At 38.9% G+C, this 23,012-nt stretch carries 24 protein-coding genes; 7 read left to right on the top strand and 17 right to left on the bottom strand.

From position 1 onward, the window contains the following. Positions 1-114 precede the first annotated feature (114 nt). The 3 genes from AC4G3N_RS18115 to AC4G3N_RS18105 form a co-directional block, all read right to left on the bottom strand. The gene (locus AC4G3N_RS18115) at positions 115-2,526 is read right to left on the bottom strand and encodes a heavy metal translocating P-type ATPase (protein ID WP_491090919.1); all 2,412 of its coding nucleotides are present in this window, start codon (positions 2,524-2,526) and stop codon (positions 115-117) included. Between the two features lie 74 nt (positions 2,527-2,600). Next, entirely contained in the window at positions 2,601-2,807 is a 207-nt protein-coding gene (copZ, locus tag AC4G3N_RS18110; RefSeq protein ID WP_139892872.1) for a copper chaperone CopZ, read from the bottom strand. A gap of 12 nt (positions 2,808-2,819) precedes the next feature. Continuing rightward, the gene (locus AC4G3N_RS18105) at positions 2,820-3,155 is read right to left on the bottom strand and encodes a metal-sensitive transcriptional regulator (protein WP_491090916.1); all 336 of its coding nucleotides are present in this window, start codon (positions 3,153-3,155) and stop codon (positions 2,820-2,822) included. Positions 3,156-3,336: 181 nt separating this feature from the next. Here AC4G3N_RS18105 and AC4G3N_RS18100 point away from each other — a divergent pair, with 181 nt between their 5' ends. Beyond that, positions 3,337-3,945: a histidine phosphatase family protein gene (locus AC4G3N_RS18100; protein WP_175354241.1), complete on the top strand. Its 609-nt coding sequence runs from the start codon at positions 3,337-3,339 to the stop codon at positions 3,943-3,945. Between the two features lie 164 nt (positions 3,946-4,109). Here AC4G3N_RS18100 and AC4G3N_RS18095 read toward each other — a convergent pair whose 3' ends face one another. After that, a complete protein-coding gene (locus AC4G3N_RS18095) occupies positions 4,110-4,919 on the bottom strand; it encodes an AAC(3) family N-acetyltransferase (protein WP_066102509.1) in 810 nt (269 codons plus the stop codon). Between the two features lie 68 nt (positions 4,920-4,987). Then, positions 4,988-5,887 carry a diacylglycerol/lipid kinase family protein gene (locus tag AC4G3N_RS18090; RefSeq protein ID WP_225983639.1) on the bottom strand — a complete coding sequence of 300 codons (900 nt, stop codon included), beginning with the start codon at positions 5,885-5,887 and terminating at the stop codon, positions 4,988-4,990. A gap of 146 nt (positions 5,888-6,033) precedes the next feature. Here AC4G3N_RS18090 and rraA point away from each other — a divergent pair, with 146 nt between their 5' ends. After that, entirely contained in the window at positions 6,034-6,519 is a 486-nt protein-coding gene (rraA, locus tag AC4G3N_RS18085) for a ribonuclease E activity regulator RraA (protein WP_066102514.1), read from the top strand. 526 nt (positions 6,520-7,045) lie between these two features. Continuing rightward, on the top strand, positions 7,046-8,344 hold the full coding sequence (locus AC4G3N_RS18080; RefSeq protein WP_066102677.1) for a hemolysin family protein: 1,299 nt from the start codon (positions 7,046-7,048) through the stop codon (positions 8,342-8,344). A gap of 272 nt (positions 8,345-8,616) precedes the next feature. Here the strand turns inward: AC4G3N_RS18080 and AC4G3N_RS18075 are convergent, their stop codons facing one another. Then, positions 8,617-8,913, bottom strand: a complete 297-nt coding sequence (locus AC4G3N_RS18075) for a rhodanese-like domain-containing protein (RefSeq protein WP_066102518.1) — start codon at positions 8,911-8,913, stop codon at positions 8,617-8,619. An 88-nt stretch (positions 8,914-9,001) separates the two neighbouring features. Next, on the bottom strand, positions 9,002-9,256 hold the full coding sequence (locus AC4G3N_RS18070; RefSeq protein ID WP_066102520.1) for a metal-sensitive transcriptional regulator: 255 nt from the start codon (positions 9,254-9,256) through the stop codon (positions 9,002-9,004). Between the two features lie 263 nt (positions 9,257-9,519). Between AC4G3N_RS18070 and AC4G3N_RS18065 the strand changes: the two genes are divergently transcribed. Genes AC4G3N_RS18065 through AC4G3N_RS18055 form a run of 3 tightly spaced genes read left to right on the top strand, consistent with a single transcriptional unit; the run spans position 9,520 to position 11,746 of the window. Further along, complete coding sequence (locus AC4G3N_RS18065; RefSeq protein ID WP_066102523.1) at positions 9,520-10,308, top strand: transporter substrate-binding domain-containing protein; 789 nt, start codon at positions 9,520-9,522, stop codon at positions 10,306-10,308. A gap of 16 nt (positions 10,309-10,324) precedes the next feature. Next, positions 10,325-10,987 (top strand): amino acid ABC transporter permease, encoded by a 663-nt coding sequence (locus AC4G3N_RS18060; protein WP_066102526.1) that lies wholly within the window; start codon positions 10,325-10,327, stop codon positions 10,985-10,987. A gap of 18 nt (positions 10,988-11,005) precedes the next feature. Next, positions 11,006-11,746, top strand: coding sequence for an amino acid ABC transporter ATP-binding protein (locus AC4G3N_RS18055; protein WP_066102530.1), 741 nt, complete (start codon positions 11,006-11,008; stop codon positions 11,744-11,746). Between the two features lie 633 nt (positions 11,747-12,379). Here the strand turns inward: AC4G3N_RS18055 and AC4G3N_RS18050 are convergent. From AC4G3N_RS18050 to AC4G3N_RS18020, 7 genes are all read right to left on the bottom strand, one after another. After that, positions 12,380-12,922, bottom strand: a complete 543-nt coding sequence (locus AC4G3N_RS18050; protein WP_491090910.1) for an REP-associated tyrosine transposase — start codon at positions 12,920-12,922, stop codon at positions 12,380-12,382. Between the two features lie 197 nt (positions 12,923-13,119). After that, positions 13,120-14,193 (bottom strand): ABC transporter substrate-binding protein, encoded by a 1,074-nt coding sequence (locus AC4G3N_RS18045; protein WP_139892865.1) that lies wholly within the window; start codon positions 14,191-14,193, stop codon positions 13,120-13,122. Continuing rightward, complete coding sequence (locus AC4G3N_RS18040) at positions 14,190-14,990, bottom strand: ABC transporter permease (RefSeq protein ID WP_066102542.1); 801 nt, start codon at positions 14,988-14,990, stop codon at positions 14,190-14,192. The genes AC4G3N_RS18045 and AC4G3N_RS18040 overlap by 4 nt, the downstream gene beginning before the upstream one ends. Positions 14,991-15,000: 10 nt before the next feature. Beyond that, positions 15,001-15,792: an ABC transporter permease gene (locus tag AC4G3N_RS18035; RefSeq protein WP_066102545.1), complete on the bottom strand. Its 792-nt coding sequence runs from the start codon at positions 15,790-15,792 to the stop codon at positions 15,001-15,003. After that, positions 15,782-16,888 carry an ABC transporter ATP-binding protein gene (locus AC4G3N_RS18030; protein WP_066102548.1) on the bottom strand — a complete coding sequence of 369 codons (1,107 nt, stop codon included), beginning with the start codon at positions 16,886-16,888 and terminating at the stop codon, positions 15,782-15,784. The genes AC4G3N_RS18035 and AC4G3N_RS18030 overlap by 11 nt, the downstream gene beginning before the upstream one ends. Positions 16,889-16,916: 28 nt before the next feature. Next, positions 16,917-17,459: a helix-turn-helix domain-containing protein gene (locus AC4G3N_RS18025; RefSeq protein ID WP_066102679.1), complete on the bottom strand. Its 543-nt coding sequence runs from the start codon at positions 17,457-17,459 to the stop codon at positions 16,917-16,919. A gap of 211 nt (positions 17,460-17,670) precedes the next feature. Next, positions 17,671-18,423, bottom strand: coding sequence for a MerR family transcriptional regulator (locus tag AC4G3N_RS18020; protein ID WP_139892864.1), 753 nt, complete (start codon positions 18,421-18,423; stop codon positions 17,671-17,673). Between the two features lie 174 nt (positions 18,424-18,597). Here AC4G3N_RS18020 and AC4G3N_RS18015 point away from each other — a divergent pair, with 174 nt between their 5' ends. Beyond that, on the top strand, positions 18,598-18,927 hold the full coding sequence (locus AC4G3N_RS18015; protein ID WP_066102553.1) for a four-helix bundle copper-binding protein: 330 nt from the start codon (positions 18,598-18,600) through the stop codon (positions 18,925-18,927). A 79-nt stretch (positions 18,928-19,006) separates the two neighbouring features. On the opposite strand, the gene gshAB is transcribed toward AC4G3N_RS18015, so the two are convergent. Genes gshAB through AC4G3N_RS18000 form a run of 3 tightly spaced genes read right to left on the bottom strand, consistent with a single transcriptional unit; the run spans position 19,007 to position 22,985 of the window. Then, positions 19,007-21,241 carry a bifunctional glutamate--cysteine ligase GshA/glutathione synthetase GshB gene (gene gshAB / locus AC4G3N_RS18010; RefSeq protein WP_066102556.1) on the bottom strand — a complete coding sequence of 745 codons (2,235 nt, stop codon included), beginning with the start codon at positions 21,239-21,241 and terminating at the stop codon, positions 19,007-19,009. Between the two features lie 26 nt (positions 21,242-21,267). Then, complete coding sequence (locus tag AC4G3N_RS18005; protein WP_066102559.1) at positions 21,268-22,617, bottom strand: MATE family efflux transporter; 1,350 nt, start codon at positions 22,615-22,617, stop codon at positions 21,268-21,270. A 20-nt stretch (positions 22,618-22,637) separates the two neighbouring features. Next, positions 22,638-22,985 (bottom strand): ArsR/SmtB family transcription factor, encoded by a 348-nt coding sequence (locus AC4G3N_RS18000; RefSeq protein WP_491090905.1) that lies wholly within the window; start codon positions 22,983-22,985, stop codon positions 22,638-22,640. Positions 22,986-23,012 lie beyond the last annotated feature (27 nt).

The raw sequence follows: 23,012 nt of genomic DNA, 5'->3' as shown, positions 1-23,012 counted from the left end.
ATAAAAGATGAGAGTTTCCTTTATTTGTTTTAAACCATTGCCTCAGCTGCTTATACTTGTTATACAACGCAAAAAAATGCCGACACTTACCATGTCGGCATTTCCTCACTCTATTTACTTTAGCTTAATTCGTTGAAGGCGCAGGGCATTTAAGACAACACTCACCGAACTGAATGCCATAGCACCACCTGCCAACCAAGGGGCGAGCAGTCCCATAAACGCCACTGGAATTCCAAGGGTATTATAGCCAAAAGCCCAAAATAGATTTTGTTTAATATTACGCATCGTCTGCTTACTTAAATAAAACGCATCTGCAATTCCATTTAAGTCGCCCTTCATCAAGGTAATGTCCGCTGCTTCTATTGCAATATCTGTACCTGTTCCGATAGCAATACCGATATCGGCCAACGCTAGGGCCGGAGCATCATTAATTCCGTCGCCGACCATCGCTACTTTTCTTCCTTCAGATTGGAATCTTTTAATCTGATTCGCCTTTCCTTCTGGAAGAACTTCAGCAATCACATGTTGAATACCCGCCTGCTTTGCAATTGTCTCCGCGGTGCTCTGATTATCTCCTGTAATCATCCACACCTCGATGCCCATATCCCTTAGACGTTGCACCGCCTGTCCGGATGTCTCTTTAATCGTATCAGCAACAGCAATGATACCAGCCACATTTCCATTCACCGCGGCAATCATCGCCGTTTTCCCTTCTTTCTCAAGATCCTCCATAAAAGGCTGAGTTGAGGTGATATCAAGCTGATTAGCCGTCATCCATTTTCTCGTTCCTACCAGGACTTTATCCTGCCCAACAGAAGCGCGAATTCCAAATCCAGGAGTACTTTGAAAATCTACTGCCTCTGTAAGCTCCAGTTTATGTTCATGGGCTGCTTCGACTATTGCCTGTGCTAGAGGATGCTCGGATGGTTTCTCTGCTGCCGCTATGAGTTTTAACAGTTTTTCCTGCTCCCAATTTCCGATTGGTATAATATCCGTTAAAATCGGTTTACCATTCGTTATTGTCCCTGTCTTATCCAACAGTACGGTATTAATCTGATGAGCGGTCTCTAAATGCTCTCCGCCTTTAAATAAAATACCAAATTCAGCTGCCCGGCCAGACCCAGACATTATGGATGTCGGCGTAGCCAACCCTAACGCACATGGACAGGCTATTACAAGAACAGCAATCATATTTTCTAGTGCCGTAGTGAAATTTCCACGATCCACGATAAAATACCATGTTATAAATGTCAAAACGGCTATTCCCACTACAATCGGAACAAAGATACCTGATATTTTATCCGCTAACCGCTGAATTGGAGCTTTCGAACCCTGTGCCTGTTCAACCACTCTAATAATTTGGGATAGGGCTGTATCTTTACCCACTTTAATGGCTTTCATCTTTAATGCACCATTTTTATTAATGGTGGCTCCGAAGACTTGGTCCCCTGGATTTTTATCAACCGGAACACTTTCACCCGTTAACATGGATTCATCCACAGCTGAGCTGCCATCGAGCACTTCACCATCTACTGGAATTCTCTCTCCGGGTTTCACATAGATTAAGTCCCCTACTACTACATCGGCAAGCGGAACTTTCACTTCTTTTTGATCACGAATGACAATCGCCGTTTTAGGCTGCAAGCCAATCATCTTCTTAATCGCATCTGATGTACGGCCTTTTGCCTTAGCCTCAAATAATTTACCCAGTAAAATTAAAGTTATTAAAATGGCACTTGTTTCAAAATAAAGATGCGGCATCTCAGCATGATGATGCCCACTTTTTACTATAGATTCATATAAACTATAAAAATAGGCAGCAGATGTACCAAGCACCACTAATACATCCATGTTGGCACTGCCATTTCGCAGAGCCTTATAGGCCCCTTTATAAAATTGCCAACCAATAATGAATTGAACAGGTGTCGCTAAAGCCAACTGAACCCACGGATTCAGTAAAATATCCGGTATATACATCCAGGAGGTAAAAGAAAAATGGGCTACCATCGTCCATAATAGTGGCAATGAAAGGAAAGCAGCTGCTATAAACCTAAGCTGTTGTTTTTTTATAGCCGATTGCCTCGGGTCTTCACTTTCCTGTTTATGCTGTTCCTTTGGTGAAGCACCATAGCCTAGTTTTTCTATTTTGGCAATGAGATCTTCCTCAGATAACTCACTGCTAGAATATTCAATCGTGCCTGATTCCAAGGCCAGATTTATATTGGCAATTAAGACACCCTCCGTCTTGTTCAATACCTTTTCAATTCTTGCTGAACAGGCGGCGCAGGTCATTCCGGTAATCATTAGTTCCGATACTCTAGTCGTAACCCCGTACCCTAGCTTTTCTATTTTTCCTCTTAAATCGTTCGCTGATAAGAGAGTAGGATCATAAAGAATAGCAGATGTTTCAGTGGCTAAGTTCACATTTACCTCTTTAACTCCCTCCATTTTCCCCAGTACCTTTTCAATCCTTGCTGAACAGGCGGCACAGGTCATTCCCGTAATCTGCAAATGGACATGCTTCATAAACTCACCACCTTATTGTTGAACTTGCATTATTTAAATAGGGCGTGGCTTAGCCTATTCATTCTAATCATATATTAATCGACATCATATCCTTGTTCATCAATAGATTCTTTAATTGTTTCTAGATTAACCATTGCCGGGTCATATTGGACTTCCACTTTTCCCGTATCCAATGTAACCTTCACAGAACTAACTCCGTTTAACTCACTTACACTGCCTTCGACTGCTTTCACACAATGCCCGCAGGACATACCTTTTACATTTAAGATCGTTGTTTCCATTTTAAATTCCTCCTATTTTTTCATTAATTTTTGTATGGTAATTAATACTTCATCGAGTACTTCCATATCACCCTGTTGAATTCTTTCTGCCACACATGATTTCATATGGCCTTCAAGCATCAACTTTCCAACAGCATTCAGGGCTGATTGTGTAGCTGCAATCTGGGTTATAATATCATCGCAATATACATCCTTTTCAATCATGCCTTTAATCCCTCTAATCTGCCCTTCAACCCTATTTAAACGACTGATCAAATTTTTTTTTACGTTATCAGAATGATGGCTTTTTCGTTCTTGGTCATGATGGCAATGATTACCCATATCTTCAGTATTCTCTATCTCGCTCATAGTGACCTCCCTCCCGTTTTTCTATTATTAAATATACTATACCCCCCTATAGTATATTCTTCAACGTTTATCACTTATGATCGATCTTTTTAAAATTAGACTGACAATCCATTGTTTTTCTATCCAACCTTGATTGCGTTATACTTATGATTATTCACAAATTGCAAAGGAGACATGTACGTTGCTAACAATCTACTTAACTAGACATGGACTTACAGAATGGAATGTCAATCGTATTATGCAAGGCTGGGGAAATGGCGAACTGACCGAAAAAGGTATTAATGATGCAAAAGCTCTTGGAAAGAGGCTTGCTGATGTAAAACTTGATAAAGTGTACAGCAGTACATCAAAACGTGCTTATGAAACAGCTCAATATATCATCGGTGATCGTGAGATTAGCCTGATTAAGGAAGATGACTTACGTGAAATGCATTTTGGAGATTGGGACGGGCGCATTAGAGATGAGATTGAGGCAGAATTTCCTGAGGAATTTAAAATCTTTTGGGAAACGCCACATTTATTTGAGACAGAAACAGGTGAAACCTTTAATCAGCTCAAGAAAAGAGCTGTCGATGTGTTCGAAAGAATTATAAACGAAAACCCTTCCGGTACCATCCTTATTGTGACCCATTCTATTTTCCTGCGTGTTCTGCTTACGCATATTAAAAACACACCACTTTCAGATGTCTTTAAAGCGACACCGCCAGGGAATACAAGTTTAACGAAGCTTGAATTTCATGATGGTAAAATGGAACTTTTATTCGAAAATGATATGCAGCACGTAGAATAAATAATCCAAGAGGCTTTCCCATAGTCAAGTTATTGGGAAAGCCTCTTTTTGTACAGGATAGATGTGGAGATCAGTGAGGAAGTTTAATCAAGCCGGAGACAGCCACCAAGTAAAAAAGACATGGCAAATAAAAGACTCTCATTCTTGGGTAATCAACTATAAAGCTAAACCTTCGCCTTCGCTTCATTTTTAAAAAATTCTACTGCATAATCAACTGCCTCGCAAAAGGAAAATAACTTGGAATCAGCACTGCCGATTTTACCTTTCCTAACAGAGTACTGTTGTTCGAAAGCATTTCCGATTGTATCAAATTCAGTATCATCATATTCAATATCCGTATACTCCACCCATTTCCGCTCTCCATCTACAAAAATGGGAGTACCTTTTTGGATTACTTCCCTGGTACCAGATCGATACTCTGCCAGATGAAAGCAGGTGTTCGTTTCATAGCTCGTTCCGATAAACAGGACATGAGCATCTAAATCATAGAGTTTTCTTAGTGGAGATCCTTCACCCAATCCATTTTCCAATTGATGATTGGCAAGGATTTCACCATTACGCTTACCCCATGCAGTAAACGAAACATTTGGATGGTTGCTTCTTAAAACACCTGGATATGTACGAAATAGCTCTGCAATTTTCCCCATGCCATATGTAGGTGTAATAGCAGGTTCAAAAGCTGGCATTGTATTTCTCACGGTTTCCCACCACTCCCAAGGGATTGGTGGGTTCAACCATTCAGCCGGATCCGACAAATCCGCAGATTGAGCCGGCATGATAATGGCTCCTTCTTCTGTAACAGTATCCATCAATGCCTGAATAATGGCAACAGCCCCTCCATTCACCCATCCAACTGATGATAGCGAGGAATGAACAAGGACATTCATACCTCTTTTTAACCCCAATTCGCGCATGTCAGTACGTAGCACCTCTCTTGTACGGGGAAATGGTGTATTTTCTATCAACTTAGACATAGACTCACTTCCGATTCTGGCTTTTCTACCATTTTAAAGGAAAAGAAGTACTTTGTAACCCCAAGGTACTAATAACCCTTAATCATGTGTATATGATGCTTTAGGATTTCCAAAGTTGCTGGAGTTTCCAAATAAATTTCGCCATCTGTGTCCGCGTCCAGCACTTCTTCTGTTTCAATTGACAATGATTTGGTCTGCAAATGAAACAGCCTCGTTTCAGCATCATTTAGGTTTATATCAGGAGAATTAAGTGAAAATAAATCAAGAAACGCACCAAATGATGATTCTTTCACTACTAATACATCAAATAATCCATCATCCATATTAATGGATGGCAGAGGGATTTGATTAGATCCAATGAATTTCCCATTCAGCACCATGATCATGACTGCCTCATCTTCATACTCACCTTGATCAGTCTTCATTTTATAATGAAATGTCTCTGCCTCTTTCACCGTTCGTAATGCACTAATAAAGTAACTCATTTTCCCCATTAATCTCTTTTGGTTTTCATCAATATTGCTTGATGTATGGGTGATTAGCCCGATCCCCCAAAAATTAAGAAAGTAGTGGTCATCATTAACTTTTCCTACATCTACCGGAACTTGTTGGCCACTCATGATTGTCTCTGCCGCTTTTTTTAGATTTTGCGGGATATTAAGCATTCTGCTGAAATCATTACATGTACCACCCGGCAAAATAGCTAAAACAGGCCTCTTATCCAGAGCAGCAAGCCCATTGACAGCTTCATGTACCGTTCCATCTCCACCAAGGATAATAACAAGGTCATATTCTTCCCCAAGCTTAAGACAGATTTTTTTGGTTTCACCTGCCTCTTCCGTTTGCACCACTTTTAATTCTTTCGTTTCAGTACTAATTACAGGGAGTACGGCGGCAAGTGCCCGATCTGTTTCTGTCTGACCGGCAGAACCATTGTAAATAAATAGTACCTTATTAAACATACTCATTATTTTTTCTCCTTATCTTCAGAAAACTTGTATCTCTTATATTCCCATGAAGCCGGTATTTAGAAACATTCATCTCTTAATAAATGGAAAATTTACAGAAAATTCAATATAATTAACTTGCAACTAAATTTTGAAAGGATGTTTCCATGAAAACGGCTGATTTATGTGATGAGTACGCTGACAGGTTAAGTCTATGTAAAACCCCTTTCTATTCTTATGGTAAGAAAAAGGAATTTCAGGGCGAAATACGAACCGTTGAGGTATATGAAGACAATTCAATGGTAAAAGAAAGCTTGGAAACGATTGAGCCTGGAACTATTTTAGTTGTAGATGGTGGGGGCTCTCTAAATTGTGCATTATTGGGTGACCAGTTGGCAGCCATTGCAGCTGAGAGAAAAATAAACGGAATCATTATTAATGGCTGTGTCCGGGATTCAGCTGACTTGGCCCATATAGAAGTTGGAATAAAAGCGATTGGAACATGCCCATTTAAAAGTAAAAAGAGAGGCGAAGGTACAAAAGGCGGAACACTATCATTCGGAAACGTAGAATGGACTCCTGGACAATTTGTGTATGCTGATGATGATGGGATTATTATTTCAGAAAAACCATTGGAATCCAAGTCGGGATAAATATATCTCGGCTTTTTTGATGAGTCGAAAGTCATTATTTCCACTTAAAACGAACACTTGTTCTTATTGTTACTAAATGTATGCTATAATGAACTAGCAAAAGTCACTTCCATTAAGCAGACACCAACCATCCGAAATGGAGTGATGTCCCATGTCAATCTTTGAGACATTTATGGTAACATTCAGCTTTGCCACCTTACTTCTAACAGTAATCACGATAAATAATAAAAAATAGACCTCACTGCTCTAAAAAGATAGTGAGGCCTAAAAAAATCAATACTCGTCTCCGTTAAGGAGTGGCTTTTGCAGAATCATGAATGCCCACCATTCATGATTCTTTCTATTTAAAGAGTATCATAAAGATTGAGCAAAGTCACTTACAGGAGTATCCTGTTTATATGTGTATTTTTTCCCATATGTCGCAAAAAAGTTTAAACCCGTTCCTGATGGTGAAGAAATATACAAAGGGATATTTGTCAGGAGGTGAATCTTTACTCCGGACGGGTAAAGAGATTGAATGGAGACGATGGACATAGTTAATATAGTTTTACTTTTATTTTTATTGGTGAGTACGATGTTCTTTGTGGCATCAGAGTTTGCCATTGTTAAGGTCCGTGCGACCAGAATAGATCAGCTTGTTGCAGAAGGAAATCGAAAAGCAATGGCAGCCAAGAGGGTCGTAACACATTTAGATGAATATTTGTCAGCGACACAACTTGGGATTACGATTACATCATTAGGGATCGGTTGGCTTGGGGAGCCCACCGTTAAACATCTCATTGATCCCCTATTTGAAAAATTGCACATCCAGGATTCTGTAGCAAGTATTATTTCCTTTGTGATTGCATTTTCTATTATTACCTTTTTACATGTTGTAGTGGGAGAATTGGCGCCTAAATCCGTTGCGATTCAAAAAGCAGAAACGATTACAATGAATTTCGCACGGCCGCTTATTATGTTTTATAGAGTGATGTTTCCGATTATATGGGCATTGAACCATTCTGCCCGATTTATCACAAGCCTATTTGGCATTAAACCGGCTAGCGAAGGAGACATTGCCCATTCTGAAGAAGAGTTGCGGATGATTCTGACTGACAGTTATAAAAAGGGAGAAATCAATCAATCTGAATTTAAATATGTAAACAATATCTTTGAATTTGATGATCGGATTGCCAGAGAAATCATGGTGCCTCGAACAGAAATTCAAACGTTTCAAAAGGATGATATTTTAGAAGATATTGTTGCTTCTTTAAATAATGAACAATATACGCGCTATCCCGTTACAGATGGAGATAAAGATACGATTATTGGATTTGTGAATGTTAAAGAATTACTAACAGCCAGTCTTAGAAGCGGTTTGAAAACAGATATGCCAATCCGTGATTATGTTAAACCACTTATCACGGTAATTGAAACGATTCCTATTCACGATTTACTTGTGAAAATGCAGAAGGAACGCATACACATAGCCGTGTTACTTGATGAGTACGGCGGTACTTCCGGTATTGTTACGGTTGAGGATATTCTTGAAGAAATCGTTGGGGAAATCCGCGATGAGTTCGATACAGATGAGCTACCAGAGATTCGTAGAATAGGTGACTATCATTATATTCTAGATGCAAAAATGCTATTGTCTGAGATTGAGGATTTGCTTGGAATACAAATGGACTATCCGGATGTAGATACATTAGGCGGTTGGTTTTTAACTCATAAAATCGATGCAGCCATTGGGGATACATTGGAAGAGGATGGATTCATCTTTACTGTAGAGGATGCTGAAGATCACCATCTTTTATATATTGAAGTGAAAAAAGCATCTGAGTAAATAATAAAAGGAGCATACACACTGAATGGTTGTATGCTTATTGCTAGAATAGTAAGTTAGTATTATGAACCCATTTTTATTAAGATTTTGTTGATTACATTTGGATTTTCCTATTATGTAGGAGCAAAGAATTTAATTGGATCCAGTAAACTGATATGGACATCAATAAAAACATTAGGATTCTATTAATTCACCTGAACTCAATTAATTTCAAAAAAATGATTGCAAAAAAGACGAGAATGGGATAGACCCCAAGTTCTCGTCTTTTCTTATTATTCAGTTTTCCCTTCCCACTCTAGCATGCCACCATTCATATTGGTCACATCGTATCCTTCAGATTCAAGGAACTGAACAGCTCTGGCGCTTCTTCCTCCTGCATGGCAAACAACTATATATTCTTTTGATTTATCTAACTCATTCATCCGAAATTCAAGCAGGCCTAATGGAATATTAACCGCTGTTGGAATTTTCCCGTTACGTACTTCATCTACTTCACGAACATCAATAATATTTAAGGACTGCCCTTCAGCTAGTTTTGCTTCCACTTCTTGTGGCTCAATTGTTTTCATCGTACTGATTCCGCCTCCTTTAAGATTTCAACGTAACATTACCCCTATAGGTATATCAAATTTTATTAAAAAAAGCCAACCGAAACTCTCAGCGACTTTTGACCAACAGATGCACTGCTTCATTCACTAACTTTTCCTTCTCTACATCTTCCGCATTTTTTACGCACTCAATAAGGTTACTGCTGACAATGACTCCAATTGTCTTGTCTACTGCAGACCTTACCGCAGATAACTGAGTCACGACTTCTTTGCAATCTTTTCCATCCTCCATCATTTTAAGTATCCCGCGTAATTGACCTTCCATCCTCTTAATACGGTTTTTGACTTTATCATCATATTCCATCTGAAAATCACTCCTTAAGTTATTCAAATCTATATCAGCGATAAATTCATCTTTCAGCTTCTTCTTTATACTATTTATTCCCTATTAATTAGTATCAGTATACCTGAAAATCTCAGCGTATTCTATGATGACATACAGGTCCTTCTTCTTACTATTTGCTATTCCAATAAAGTTGTTTTTTAGTATTTTGGTTAATTACTGGCATTAATGGGTATTTAGTTAGAAAGCAAGCTCTATTGACACTGAAAGGAGATTCAACTGGAATGAAAAAAAATATTCTTCCGTTTATCTTTCTACTCCTTCTGCTAGGTTCCTTGACTGCCTGTGCAGAAAAGGAGCAAATGGCAAGCGGGGCAGAATTGATTAATAACGATCAATTCGTTTTCACCGCTTCCGGGGAATTTAAGCCCTTCAGCTATATGAACGATGATATGACAATGACTGGCTTTGATATTGAAGTTGGGGAAGCCATCGCTAAACAATTGGGGCTTGAGCCTGTCCAAAAACAAATGAAATTCAAGGGAATTGTTGAAGGTGTAAAAACTGGGAGAGCTGATGCCGCAGTGGCCAGCCATACCATTAATGAGGCACGTTCAAAATTCGTCCTCTTTTCCACTCCCTACTACTATTCAGGACCACAAATTTTCACCCGTCCAGACAGTGATATCAAGACAGTTGAAGATTTAAAAGGGAAAGAAGTTGCAGCCGCCAAAGGATCTACATATGCAGACACTGCGAGCAGATATACATCTGATATTAAAACATACGATAGTGATGTGACTGCACTCAAGGCATTAAGCAATGGCCGACATGATGCTGTCATTACCGATTTTGTCACTGGGAAAACCGCTGCCAAAGAAGGCTTCAAAATTGTTGGACAACAGCTGATTGAACGAAGTGAGCAAGCTATAGTGCTTCCACAGGATAATCCAAAACTTCTTGAAGAGGTTAATAAAGCACTTGAGGAACTGCGCAAAAACGGTACTCTATCAAAAATTAGTATGAAATACTTTGGCGAAGATATTACTCAAAAACCAGATAATAAAGAATGAAAGGGAGCTGTTACGATTGCAAGATTTATCACACTTTTTTCAAACATTAGTTGATACCCGCGGGGTATTCTTCGATGCACTTCTGTTAACTCTTGAATTGACTGTCGTCTCCATCATAATCGGAATTATAATAGGACTATTTGTAGCTTTACTTAAAATCTCGAAAATTAAATTGCTCGGTTACATTTCCGATGCTTATATATATCTTGTTCGCGGAACCCCGTTAATTGTCCAAATTTTCATTCTTTATTTTGGGTTCAGCGGCATCTTTCTTATACCGGATTTCTGGGCAGCATCATTGGCTCTCGCCTTTCATAACGGGGCCTATATTGCTGAGATTTTCCGGGGAACAATTCAATCCATTGATAAAGGACAAATGGAGGCTGGCCGCTCGCTTGGTATGACACGCGGACTCGCCATGCGCCGAATCATTTTCCCTCAAGCCTTACGAAGAGCCCTCCCGCCACTCGGTAACCAATTTATTATCGGTCTAAAGGATTCTTCTCTCGCTGCTTTCATCTCATTGAATGAGCTGTTTAATGTGGCGACCACTCTCGGATCCAATAATTTTGACGAGATGACCTATTTACTCATTGTTGCTGTCTACTATCTAATATTGGTTGCTGTGTTAACACTGGGTCTTCGAGCACTTGAAAAAAGAATGGCAATTAGCGATTAGTAAGAGGGGGAAACAAAAATGAATGAATTACGAGAAATGATAAAAGTCGAAAATCTGAATAAATCCTTTGGAGATCTGCATGTATTAAAAGATATTAGTTTGACTGTCTATGAAAGCGATGTTGTCTGTTTACTTGGTTCAAGCGGATCTGGTAAAAGTACATTGCTGCGCTGCTTAAATTATCTTGAAAAAAAGGATAGCGGCTCCATCATTATTGAAGGTGAACAAATCGAAACAACAACCCATAATATTAATGAAGTACGCCAAAAAATCGGGATGGTCTTTCAGCACTTTAACCTCTTTCCTCATAAGACTGTACTGGAAAATATAATTGAAGCACCTATTATGGTAAAGAAAATAGCCAAAGATACAGCTAAACAAGAAGCATTAGAGCTATTAAAAAAGGTTGGCCTTGATGACAAGGCAGATGTTTACCCAAATAAACTATCCGGTGGACAAAAGCAACGTGTAGCCATCGCCCGTGCCCTGGCGATGAAACCTGATATCATGCTATTCGATGAACCAACCTCTGCCCTGGATCCAGAGCTGGTTGGTGAAGTATTGACCACCATGAAGGAACTCGCCCAGGATGGAATGACGATGGTTATTGTCACTCACGAAATGGGCTTTGCACGCGAAGTTGCTGACCAAATCCTCTTTATGCACGAAGGAAACATCCTGGAAAAAGGCACTCCTGAGCAAATATTTGAAAATCCTAAAGAAGAACGGACACGAGAGTTCTTTGGAAGTCAGTTATAATATCCCTAACTATGTTGAACCCTCCATCAATGGGAGGGTTTTTTTACGTATTTTAGCTTCGTCATGGACTTCAACTACCTATCACCCGCCTTTACCCCGGTATAGCTGGTCCATAGGTGCCTCATAGCTCGGGGATAGGTGCTTCCCTCTGGACTTCAACTACCTATCACCCGCCTTTACCCCGGTATAGCTGGTCCATAGGTGCCTCATAGCTCGGGGATAGGTGCTTCCCTCTGGACTTCAACCGCCTTTCACCCTCCTTTACCCCGGTATAGCTGGTTCATAGGTGCCTCATAGCTCGGGGATAGGTGCTTCCCTCTGGACTTCAACCGCCTTTCACCCTCCTTTACCCCGGTATAGCTGGTTCATAGGTGCCTCATAGCTCGGGGATAGGTGCTTCCCTCTGGACTTCAACCGCCTTTCACCCTCCTTTACCCCGGTATAGCTGGTTCATAGGTGCCTCATAGCTCGGCTAGAGCTCAGCTTTCCCCCGGACTTCACCTGCCTTTCACCCACCTTCCACATAATATAGGGAACTTTTTATGACTGCATAAAGGTGGACCAGAAATGCTCATATGCTCTTCCACAAAAAAAGTGCTCAATGAATGAGCACCTTTTAGTCTATGACAACCATTATGATTGTTTTTCAATGAATTTTTTATATAATTCTTTTGAATTATTTGGGTATAAAGAATAGGTAATATCCGTTTCGATTAGTGGATGATTGCGAGGTGAGTGATTGGAGAATGTGGCATAGCTGCTCCACTGATAATCCTGAGGGTTTGTAACCAATCCTGCCACAACAGGATTTATATGGATATATTTACTGACATTTAAAAAATCATTTGAGCTATCAACGATTCTGAAATAGTAACTTGCTTGAAATACATGCCCCTGAGATTTGTAGGTATGGTTAAAATACATGGCATATCTTTGTTGAATGGTTTGCATGATTTTGCTTAAAGGAGAATTGGAGGTTTCTAAGAGAAGGTGAAAGTGGTTGTTCATAAGGCAGTACGCATGGAGTTTAAAATCATATTTACTATGGGCTTCAGCAAGAATAATCATGAATCTATGCTTATCGATCATATTATGGAATATTGGCTCCTTTCTAACCCCTCTATTGGTAATGTGATAAATTGAAGTTATTTCAAATTGATTCAGAGTGTTGGACAAGTATTTTTCCTCCTTAATAAGTTAATACATTACTCTTTCGTTCATGGCTGGCAAAATTCCTTTTGGATTGTGAAAAATATAACATAATTTTACGTCCCTCTTTTACATTCTGGTTTGCTGGCTACTTCAAGAAAATCATTTCTTTAGATAAACAGAAAAACCGACCCCACCCCCAGGTGAAATCGGTTTTCAAAGTGTCATTTTTTATGCATTTTAAATTCAAGGAAAAGTTCATTATAATGCGCGAGCATCTTTTTGCCGAGATTATCGTAGACCTCAAGTCGGTCTGTTAGCTCAGCAGGTGGATAGAAGCGTTCATCCCCTGAAACTTCTTCTCCTAAAATTTCTAACGCTGCATTATTTGGTGTGGAATAGCCTACATAGTCTGCGTTTTGAGCAGCATTTTCAGGATCCAGCATGAAGTTAATGAATTGGTGTGCTCCGTCCACATTTTTGGATGTTTTCGGAATAACCATATTATCAAACCAGAGATTAGAGCCTTCTTCCGGCACTACATAATCAATGTTTTCATTATCCCACATAATATCAGCTGCATCACCGGACCAAACCAGCCCGACTGCTGCCTCCTCCTGAGCGAGAAGCATTTTGATCTCATCACCCACGATTGCTTTAATGTTCGGAGTTAATGTATCTAATTTATCCTTAGCTTCCTGCAAATGCTCTTCATTCGTGTCATTTAATGAATAATGAAGGCTATTCAATCCCATTCCAATGACTTCACGTGCACCATCAACAAGCAAGATTTTATTTTCTAATTCTTCGTCCCATAAATCATTCCAGCTTTTGAATTCTTTATTCGGAAGGAGCTTTGTATTATAAGCAATTCCGACTGTTCCCCAAAAATATGGAATGGAATACTTATTTCCCTTATCAAAGGAAAGGTCTAGGAAGCGAGAATCAATGTGCTTTAAATTTGGTATTTTATCGTGATCTATTTCAATCAACAGGTTTTCTTCCTTCATTTTGCTGATTGCATATTCTGAAGGAACAGCTACATCATAGGACGTACCGCCCTGTTCGATTTTCGTCATCATCGCTTCGTTTGAATCGAAGGTTTGGTATATGACTTTAATGCCTGTTTCCTCTTCAAATTTTTCAATTAAATCCGTATCGATATAATCTCCCCAGTTGTAAACCGTTAAGGTATTATCTCCGGCATATCCTTCATGTGCATTTAATCGATTGATCAAATATAAAAGGCCGAATGATACAACCAAAATCAGAATCAGGGTACGGGTTAGCTTGCTCATTCCTTAACCCCCATTCGCGGCTTGGTGCTTCTTTGTGTAATAAAGTAATATCCAATAACCAATAAAATTGTAAATAAGAATAGCAAGGTTGATAATGCATTAATCGTTAACGATATACCTTGACGAGCCATGGAGTAGATTTCTACGGATAGTGTGGAGAATCCATTCCCTGTCACGAAGAAGGTTACGGCAAAATCATCCAGTGAATAGGTCAATGCCATAAAGAAACCAGCAAAAATACCGGATGTGATGTAAGGCAGGATAACCTTTGTCAGCACATTCCACTGGCTCGCCCCCAAGTCACGAGCCGCATCGATCAATGTCGGGCTCATTTCCTGAAGTTTAGGCAATACCATAATTACAACAATCGGAACACTGAAAGCAATATGGGATAAAAGAACGGACATAAAGCCAAGTTTAATCCCAATAATGGTGAACATAATTAAGAAGGAAGCACCAATAATGACATCAGGGCTTACAATCAAAACATTGTTCAAGGAAAGTAATGTATTTTTCGTCCTTCTCTTGCGTACCTCATGTATGGCCAGTGCTCCAAAAACACCAATCACTGTAGAAATTGTAGCTGAAAGCAGAGCAATAACCAGTGTATTCAACACAATAATAAGCAATCGCGTATCGGCGAATACTTCTTTATACCATTGCAGCGTAAAACCATCAAAGCCATGCATTTTTCCGCCGCTGTTAAATGAATAGAACATCAGATAGAAAATTGGTGCATAAAGGATGGCAAACACTAAGATTAGATATAGATTTGATAGCTTAAATTTCTTTTTCATTGTCCATCCCTCACTTTCTTCTGCCTGTCAGAATCATGATTAATGCCATTGCGATAATTAGGAATACCGCTATCGTAGCTCCCATTCCCCAATCTTGCGTAACGAGAAAATGCTGTTCAATTGCTGTTCCCAATGTAATCACTCGGTTACCTGCAATCAAACGAGTAATCATAAACAATGACAGGGCTGGGATAAAGACAGCCTGTGCACCTGATTTCACTCCGTCGAGTGTCAGAGGGAAAATGACACGGCGGAAAGTCATCCATTTGGATGCTCCAAGATCACTGGCTGCATCTACATAGGATTGGTTCATTTCCTCTAGCGCATTGTAAATTGGCAATAGCATAAACGGTATAAATATATAGGTAGAAACAAAGATGAAACTAAAATCAGTAAATAGAATTTGCTTTGTTCCTATTCCAAAAACCTCTAAAAAGGCGTTGGCAGCACCATATGTGCCAAAAATACCAATAAAGGCATATGCTTTTAAAAGTAGATTAATCCAGGTTGGTAAGATAATTAATAAGAGCCATAATTGCTTATGCTTTGTTTTCGTTAATAAAAATGCCGTTGGGTATGCAATTAATAAAGAAATAACTGTAACTAAGAAAGCATACCAAAACGAACTTAATGTCATTTTCAAATAGACTGGTGTAAAGAAGTTGCTGTAATTATCCAACGTGAATTGGCCGTCAATCCCAATAAAGGAGTAATAGACAACCAGGATAATCGGGAATACAACAAACAATGCAATCCAAATAGAGTATGGAATCAGATAGAGAGTTTTCGCTTTATTCTTCATGGCCGGCCTCATTATATGCTTCTAAGCGTTTATCGAATTCTTCTTCCGTTTCCCCCGGCAGCATGACATGAATGGCTTCTTCATCAAAACTCAACCCAATTTCTTCCCCAACAACCGCTTTTTTCGTAGAGTGTACTAGCCACTCATTACCTGCTTCATCAAAACAGCAAATTTCATAGTGAACACCACGGAATAATTGGGAATCAACGCGTACCTGCATTTTTCCTTGTTCGAGTGTAGTAATCTCTAAATCCTCAGGACGGATTACCACTTCTACAGACTCATTTTCTCTGAAACCGCCGTCTACGCAGTCAAAACGTTTATCTGCAAATTCTACTATATAGTCGGCAATCATTCTACCGGGAACAATATTGGATTCTCCGATAAAGTCTGCGACGAATCGGTTAACAGGCTCATCATAGATATCAGTTGGCGTACCGCTTTGCTGAATTCTGCCTTTGTTCAAAACAAAAATCTCATCACTCATCGCCAATGCTTCTTCTTGGTCATGCGTAACAAAGATGAAGGTAATACCAAGGCGGCGTTGAAGCTCACGCAATTCATATTGCATTTCAGTACGAAGCTTTAAATCGAGCGCCGATAAAGGTTCATCAAGTAAGATTACTTCCGGTTCGTTTACAATCGCACGGGCAATGGCTACACGTTGACGCTGTCCACCGGACATTTCTTTAATTTCACGGTTTTCATAACCAGCCAGGTTAACAAAGCGTAATGCTTCTGTCACTTTCTTGGCAATGTCTGCATTTTTCATTTTTTTAATGCGTAAACCAAATGCAACATTTTCAAATACATTTAGATGTGGAAATAGGGCGTAATCCTGGAATACTGTATTTACCTGGCGCTCATTGGCCGGGACATTATTTATTAATTTACCGTTAAAGTAAATCTTTCCTTCAGAGGGCTGCATAAATCCGGCAATTAAGCGGAGAATCGTCGTTTTTCCGCAACCTGATGGTCCTAAGAGTGTATAGAATTTCCCTCTTTCAATTTCAAAGCTAACATCATTTAATACCGCTGGATCGTCATCATATTGCTTCGTGACGTTCTCAAAACGAATAATTGTATGATCATTCATGTTCATTACTCCTTCTTGTGGATATTAATTATAGATAAGAATCCGTCGCTACAAGCAATAATTCTGAAATCCCGTTGAAATCATTAATTATCTGATGTTCTTCGGTTGCGTTAAAATAAATTGCTTCTCCTGCCTTGGCAAAGTATGTCCTTCTGCCGAGTGTTATCATGATTCTCCCTTTTAATACATAGCCAAATGTCTCTGAAAGTGAGGGCTCAAATTTTTTGAACTCTCCCTTTTCCTGCAATGTAAGCAATATGGGTTCCATTTCTTTTTCATTTGATTCTGGAACAAGCCATTGGATTTGATAACCCCGATCTTCATCTATAAAATCTGTCGTATCATTTTTTCCGTATACTACTTTTTGTTCACGTTCTTCCTCATCAAAAAATTGCTTTGGGGTACAGCCGAGAACCTCGAGTATATCGAAGAATGTTTCGATAGATGGTGAACTGAGACCTCTTTCAAGTTGTGAAATATACCCTTTACTTAAATCTGTTCTTTCACCAAGTTCTTCTTGAGTCAGACCTTTTTTTAATCTTAAATTTTTAATTTTGCTTCCGATTTCCATTAACATGGTATGACCTCAATTTCGTTTATTATAAGTAAACTCTAACTAGAGAAAGTTTATTATTATCAAACTTAATGTTTACTACCAAACTCAGATTATTATACAACATTTTTAGGAAACATCAACAAAAATATATAGCAAAATAAGATTTTTAAATTTTATAAAAAATAGGTGCCTATCTTTTCAGGCACCTATACGTCATTCTATTTAATTAGCGGCAATAGATTTGAATAGCATCATGTAAATATCGGGCAAGCCCCGGCTTTGTACTATCGATATTATCAGTAAAACGTTTGTCAGAAATATACATCTCGCCAAGCCCTTTAAATATTTCCGGTGTGCAATTGTAAAAATGTTTACAAATATGCATTCGCCATTCATGGACGATTTGTTGAACCTCACTATCCGCAGGATCCCGGTCCATTAATTCAGCTAAAGACTGATAAATTTGTTGTCTTTCTATTTCAATTGCCTTCCAATCATCTGCTTGATAGCCATTTGTTTTTTGCTGGGATTGGCGAAATGCCTCCGTGTCTGCATACTTTTCCTTAACTTCTTTTTCATACTTTTTTAGATGTGCTTCAACTCTACTCATATCAAATGGCTCGAACATATCCTGCCTTGACATTTTCCTTCCTCCTTTAATTGCCTGGGCGGTCTGATCTATGGATTGAATAATTTTCTCCAGCCGCTTCTGCTTTTCCTCCAGAACCTTTTTATGTTTCATCAAGGAATCCAAGTGGTCAAATTGGGGATCATCCAGAATAGCTTTGATCTTATTTAGCGGTAAGTCCATTTCTTTAAAAAATAATATTTGCTGAAGGCGTGCTAAATTTCCCTCATTATATAAACGATATCCATTCTCCTCAATATGAGCTGGTTTTAACAGATCAATTTCATCATAATAATGTAAAGTTCTAACACTGACTCCAGCAAGCTCGGAGACTTCCTTTATCTTATACACCTCTCTCACCCCTCCCTTCCTATATCGTAAATGATGACGTAACGTTAGAGTCAAAGCATTTTAGATATTTTAATGAGATTAGCGAACGTCAACATCCATATTGAGTTTATTCCCTTCCAGCAAGGGAATGTGAATAGATAGGGATATAACCATTTTTAATGAGGAGGTTTTTTTATGAATAAAGACATGTACCAAGTCTGTATAGATGCCTGTATTGAATGTATAGATGCTTGTAATGTATGTTTCGATGCTTGCTTAGAAGAGGATCACATGAAGATGATGGCAGATTGCATCCGCCTGGATCGAGAATGCGCGGACATTTGTGCATTGGCGGTTAAATCAATGCAATCTAACAGTCCTTTTGCAAAAGAAATCTGTAATCTTTGTGCAGTGATTTGTAAAGCTTGCGGCGAGGAATGTCAAAAGCACGATCATGACCATTGCCAAAAATGTGCCGGGGCTTGCTTCAAATGCGCTGATGCTTGTCTCAGCATGACTGCCTAAATCAATATGGCAGGAGTTTATTTTCTTATATTTAGCAAAAGGCCGCAACAGATATTACTAAACCTGCTGCGGCCGCTTTTTACTTCCCAAAAAGTAATTGAAGAATTCGCTCCCCTGCTCTTCTATTTTCTCCTTTGTAAGGATAACAATGAATATGGATCGCAGGATTAAAATTAAGTTCGATAATTCCATAATTTTGTTCACTGACATTGGCAGTCGGATCATCAATCATCATATCGACTCCACAGATTGTAGCACCAGCAGCTTTTGCAGCTTGAATGGCCAATTCCTTATAGCTCCCTGATATAGCATCAGTAAGATCTAGACTATCCCCGCCAGTGCTGATATTAGAATTCTCTCTTAAATAAACAAGCTCTCCTTCCGCCGGGATATAATCGAAATCCTTTCCCTGTCCCTTTAGGAAAAGTGCTTCACTTTCCCCTAACTGAATCTTCTCCAAGGGTGTTTTATAGCCCTTTCCCCGTAAAGGATCTTTATTTTTCGCTGTAACCAATTCAGCAATACTGGATTGTCCATCACCTTTCACATTGGCTGGGACACGATGAAGGATCCCTGTCACTTCATCTCCCATTACAAGAAACCGATATTCCTTTCCACTGAGGAATTCCTCAACCAACACAGTACGATCATGAAGAAAAGCCATCCCTAATGCTTTTTCATAGTCCTCTTTTGAAAATGAATCTTTGAAAATCGTAATTCCCAAACCAAAATTTGTTGATTTCGGCTTGATTACAATTTGCTTGGCCTTATATTTCTCATAATCCATAACTGCTTCCTCTAGTGATTGATAGGCCCCTCCATTCGGAACTCTCATCCCAGCATTTCGAAGAATCTTCTTCGTAACAAGCTTATTCTCCATAACCAAAACAGTACTGTATGAATCGAGCGATGTTTTGGTCGCCTGCTTCACATACTCTGTTTTCTTCCCATCAGATAAAGCAATAAAGTTTTCATCTCGATCAACAATCTCGATTCCTATTCCTCTTTTAATAGCATCTTTAATTAAAATTTGCGTTGAAAGCTCCATATCCTCATATCCCAATAAAGTGAATGAATGTTTTTCACTTTCGTGTAAATAATCAAAAGAATGTTTCATATGAAACAATTCGTAGGATGACTGCTTTATACCTTCCTTTATTCTTGCTGCATAAGAGAGTTCCGGATCAATTAGCATATTTTCAACTTCGACCAGTATATGGATGTATTTATCAGCTAGAGATAATTCTCGTGCCATTTCCTTCATTCCAGCTATGATGGATAAATAATTCAAATCGGTCTTTTCCTCTTCTTCAAGCAGAAGCATATACAAAATAAATAAGTGAATGAAATAGAGATTCTCTTTACTTGTACCGATTTTAAACAGAGGGTTCAAATCTAACAACCGAATCTCAATATATTGAATCCCTTTATCTAAAAGACCTTGCAGGGGATCTTCACCAGCACCTGCCTTCAAGCGGAGCGTATGATAATATTCTTTTGCGCTCAACAATTCATGTTTCTGAATCAAATTGTGAATATCCTCAACATATTCTTCAACTGATTGATAGGAAACCTGGTAGTCCTTTCGATTTTTATAACCACATACGCTGTTTCTAAATGAATGAACTTGAGGGAGATAATAACTTCCTTGATTTAATTGCTCTGCCCTTAAGACGCAGTCTTGGTTATAAGTATTATGAAACACTGGACTGGCCCCAGTCACATCAACCAATAAATCTCGATAGCGGTTAAAATTACGGCTGATTTTTAAATAAATATCATTTTTAAACTCTTTATATGTTTTATGGCTGGATTGTTCATCATACAATACGTGCAATAGTTCGTCAGAGAACGAGAAATTGTAATGGATACCGCTTATTAATTGCTTTTTTCTTCCGTATTTCTGTGCAAGTTTATATCGGTACTCGGTCTCCTGATCGTTTTCCAGCTTGGCGATTGGAATCAAGCATTCATCGGGAAGAATAGGAGGATTACTGCCTGGCCATAAGTATTCTCCTTGCTTAGATAATTCTAAACTCACAATATCATGTATATTTTCCAGAAACTCAAACGCCTCATCAATCGTCGGGAACACCGGAGTCACCATCTCTATCTGAGACTCAGAAAAGTCGGTTGTAATGTACGGGTGCTTTGCTCTGTCACCGAATGAAGACGGGTGTGGTGTTAAAGCTAATGTCCCATTTTTATGAACCCTATTATTTTCTTTTTCAAGGCCAAAATTTCCCCTAAACAATGTTTCCGATAGGTGTTTTTCTTTCATGAGCTTTAGAAGTCTATGGTCTATATTTGTCATATATGTACTCTCCTTACCAACCGTTCTTATGCGTGTATTCTTGCTGTCTTATTTTTTATTTTTCGCAATGTAAACATAAACCAAATTACCAATACAACACCCTTCAAAAGACTGCTGATTGCGATACTCATCCATACCCCATTTAATCCAAATGGAACGGAAAGAAGGATGGCCATCGGGATTCTGAGCACTGTAAAGGTGATACTAAAAATAGGCGGAATATAGGTTTTCCCCAACCCATTAAATGCTCCGACTGTTAAAAGCTCCATACACATAAATACCTGCGAGTATCCAAGGATTCTCATATAGTCTGCTCCGAGTTTTATACTATCAGGCTCACTGATAAAAATAGAAAAAAGCTGCTCTGGAAACAGGATAAATAGTAGTGACGTAAGTAAACCGAACCCTATGGTCATAGCCAATGCTATTTTATACCCTGCATGGATTCGGTCCATTTTGTTTGCACCATAGTTTTGTCCAATAAAGGCGGCAATCGCACCCTGCAGCCCCCCAATAGTCATATAGGAAATCGACTCAATTTGGATACCAACTTTTTGAACAGCAATCGCCTCTGCTCCCCATTGCACAATAATCTTTGCAATAATGATGGATATGCCGATGAATACTACTCTTTGGACTGTAATTGGAATCCCCATTTTAATTACTTCTATCATCTTACGTCCATTCCAATTTGTATGGCTCCCTAATGATATGAATCGTTTAGAATTAAACCAGAAAAGGAGCGTAACAATAATGTTTGCTGTTAATGTTGCAAGCGCAGCTCCAACAACCCCCATTCCAGGTATAAATCCGATCCCAAAAATTAAAAAAGGATCCAAGATCATGTTAACGAGAAAACCAATAGTGTAGACGCGAAATGGCGTTTTACTGTTTCCCATACTATTTAAAATCATACTGTACAGTAAATTTATAATAGAAAATATAACACCAATCATAGAGATGACTAAAAATTGCACAGCCATTCTCTCCACCTGAGAATCGCCCAGCTCAAAGAAGCCAATAAATGAATCTTTATAGATAAATACAACAAGCGTATATAAAATAGCCAGGATCAGTGACATGATAAACCCGTTTTTTATGTATTCTGCCGCTTCCTCTTTTTTGTTCGCCCCCATACAATGAGCGATTTTGACTCCGCTCCCAATCGAGACCATTGTTGCAAGAGCCAGCGCCAAATTAACGAAGAAACTTGCCGTACCTATGGCAGCAACTGGACCGCTGCCAAGCTTGCCAACCCAAATCATATCGACCATTCCATATGTGGTTTGAATAAAATTTGTTGCTATTATAGGAACGGAAAGCTTCAGAAGAGATGAGGAGATTGCATTTTCTGTTAAGTTATAAGCACCCTTCATCTTGTTTCCCCCTATCTTTTTTACTGCTTACGTAAAAAGCTGATAATTGACTCCAGCCTTTCTTCGCATAATCGATAAATTGTATATTTCCCCTCTCTTCTTCCTTTAATAACTCCGCCTTTTTCCATAATTTTAATATGATGGCTGACCGTGGAATTAGGAAGCGAAAGAGCTGTAACAATTTCACATTTACATAAATCTTCAATTAATAATAATGACAGAATCTCCAGGCGAGTAGAATCACCAAGTGCCTTAAACATTTCTACTAGCTCCAGTAATGATTGTTCATTATGAACGGCTGGTAGCTGTTGTTTACCTTCTTCGCATATACAGCGCATTCGATGATCTGTTTTCATGACCCAAGACATTTACATTCCCCTCCTCTTCACATAACC

This window comes from Bacillus sp. z50, from assembly GCF_058313585.1.
Note: the sequence above shows the minus strand (reverse complement) of the source record. Positions and strands in the feature narration are given on the sequence as shown.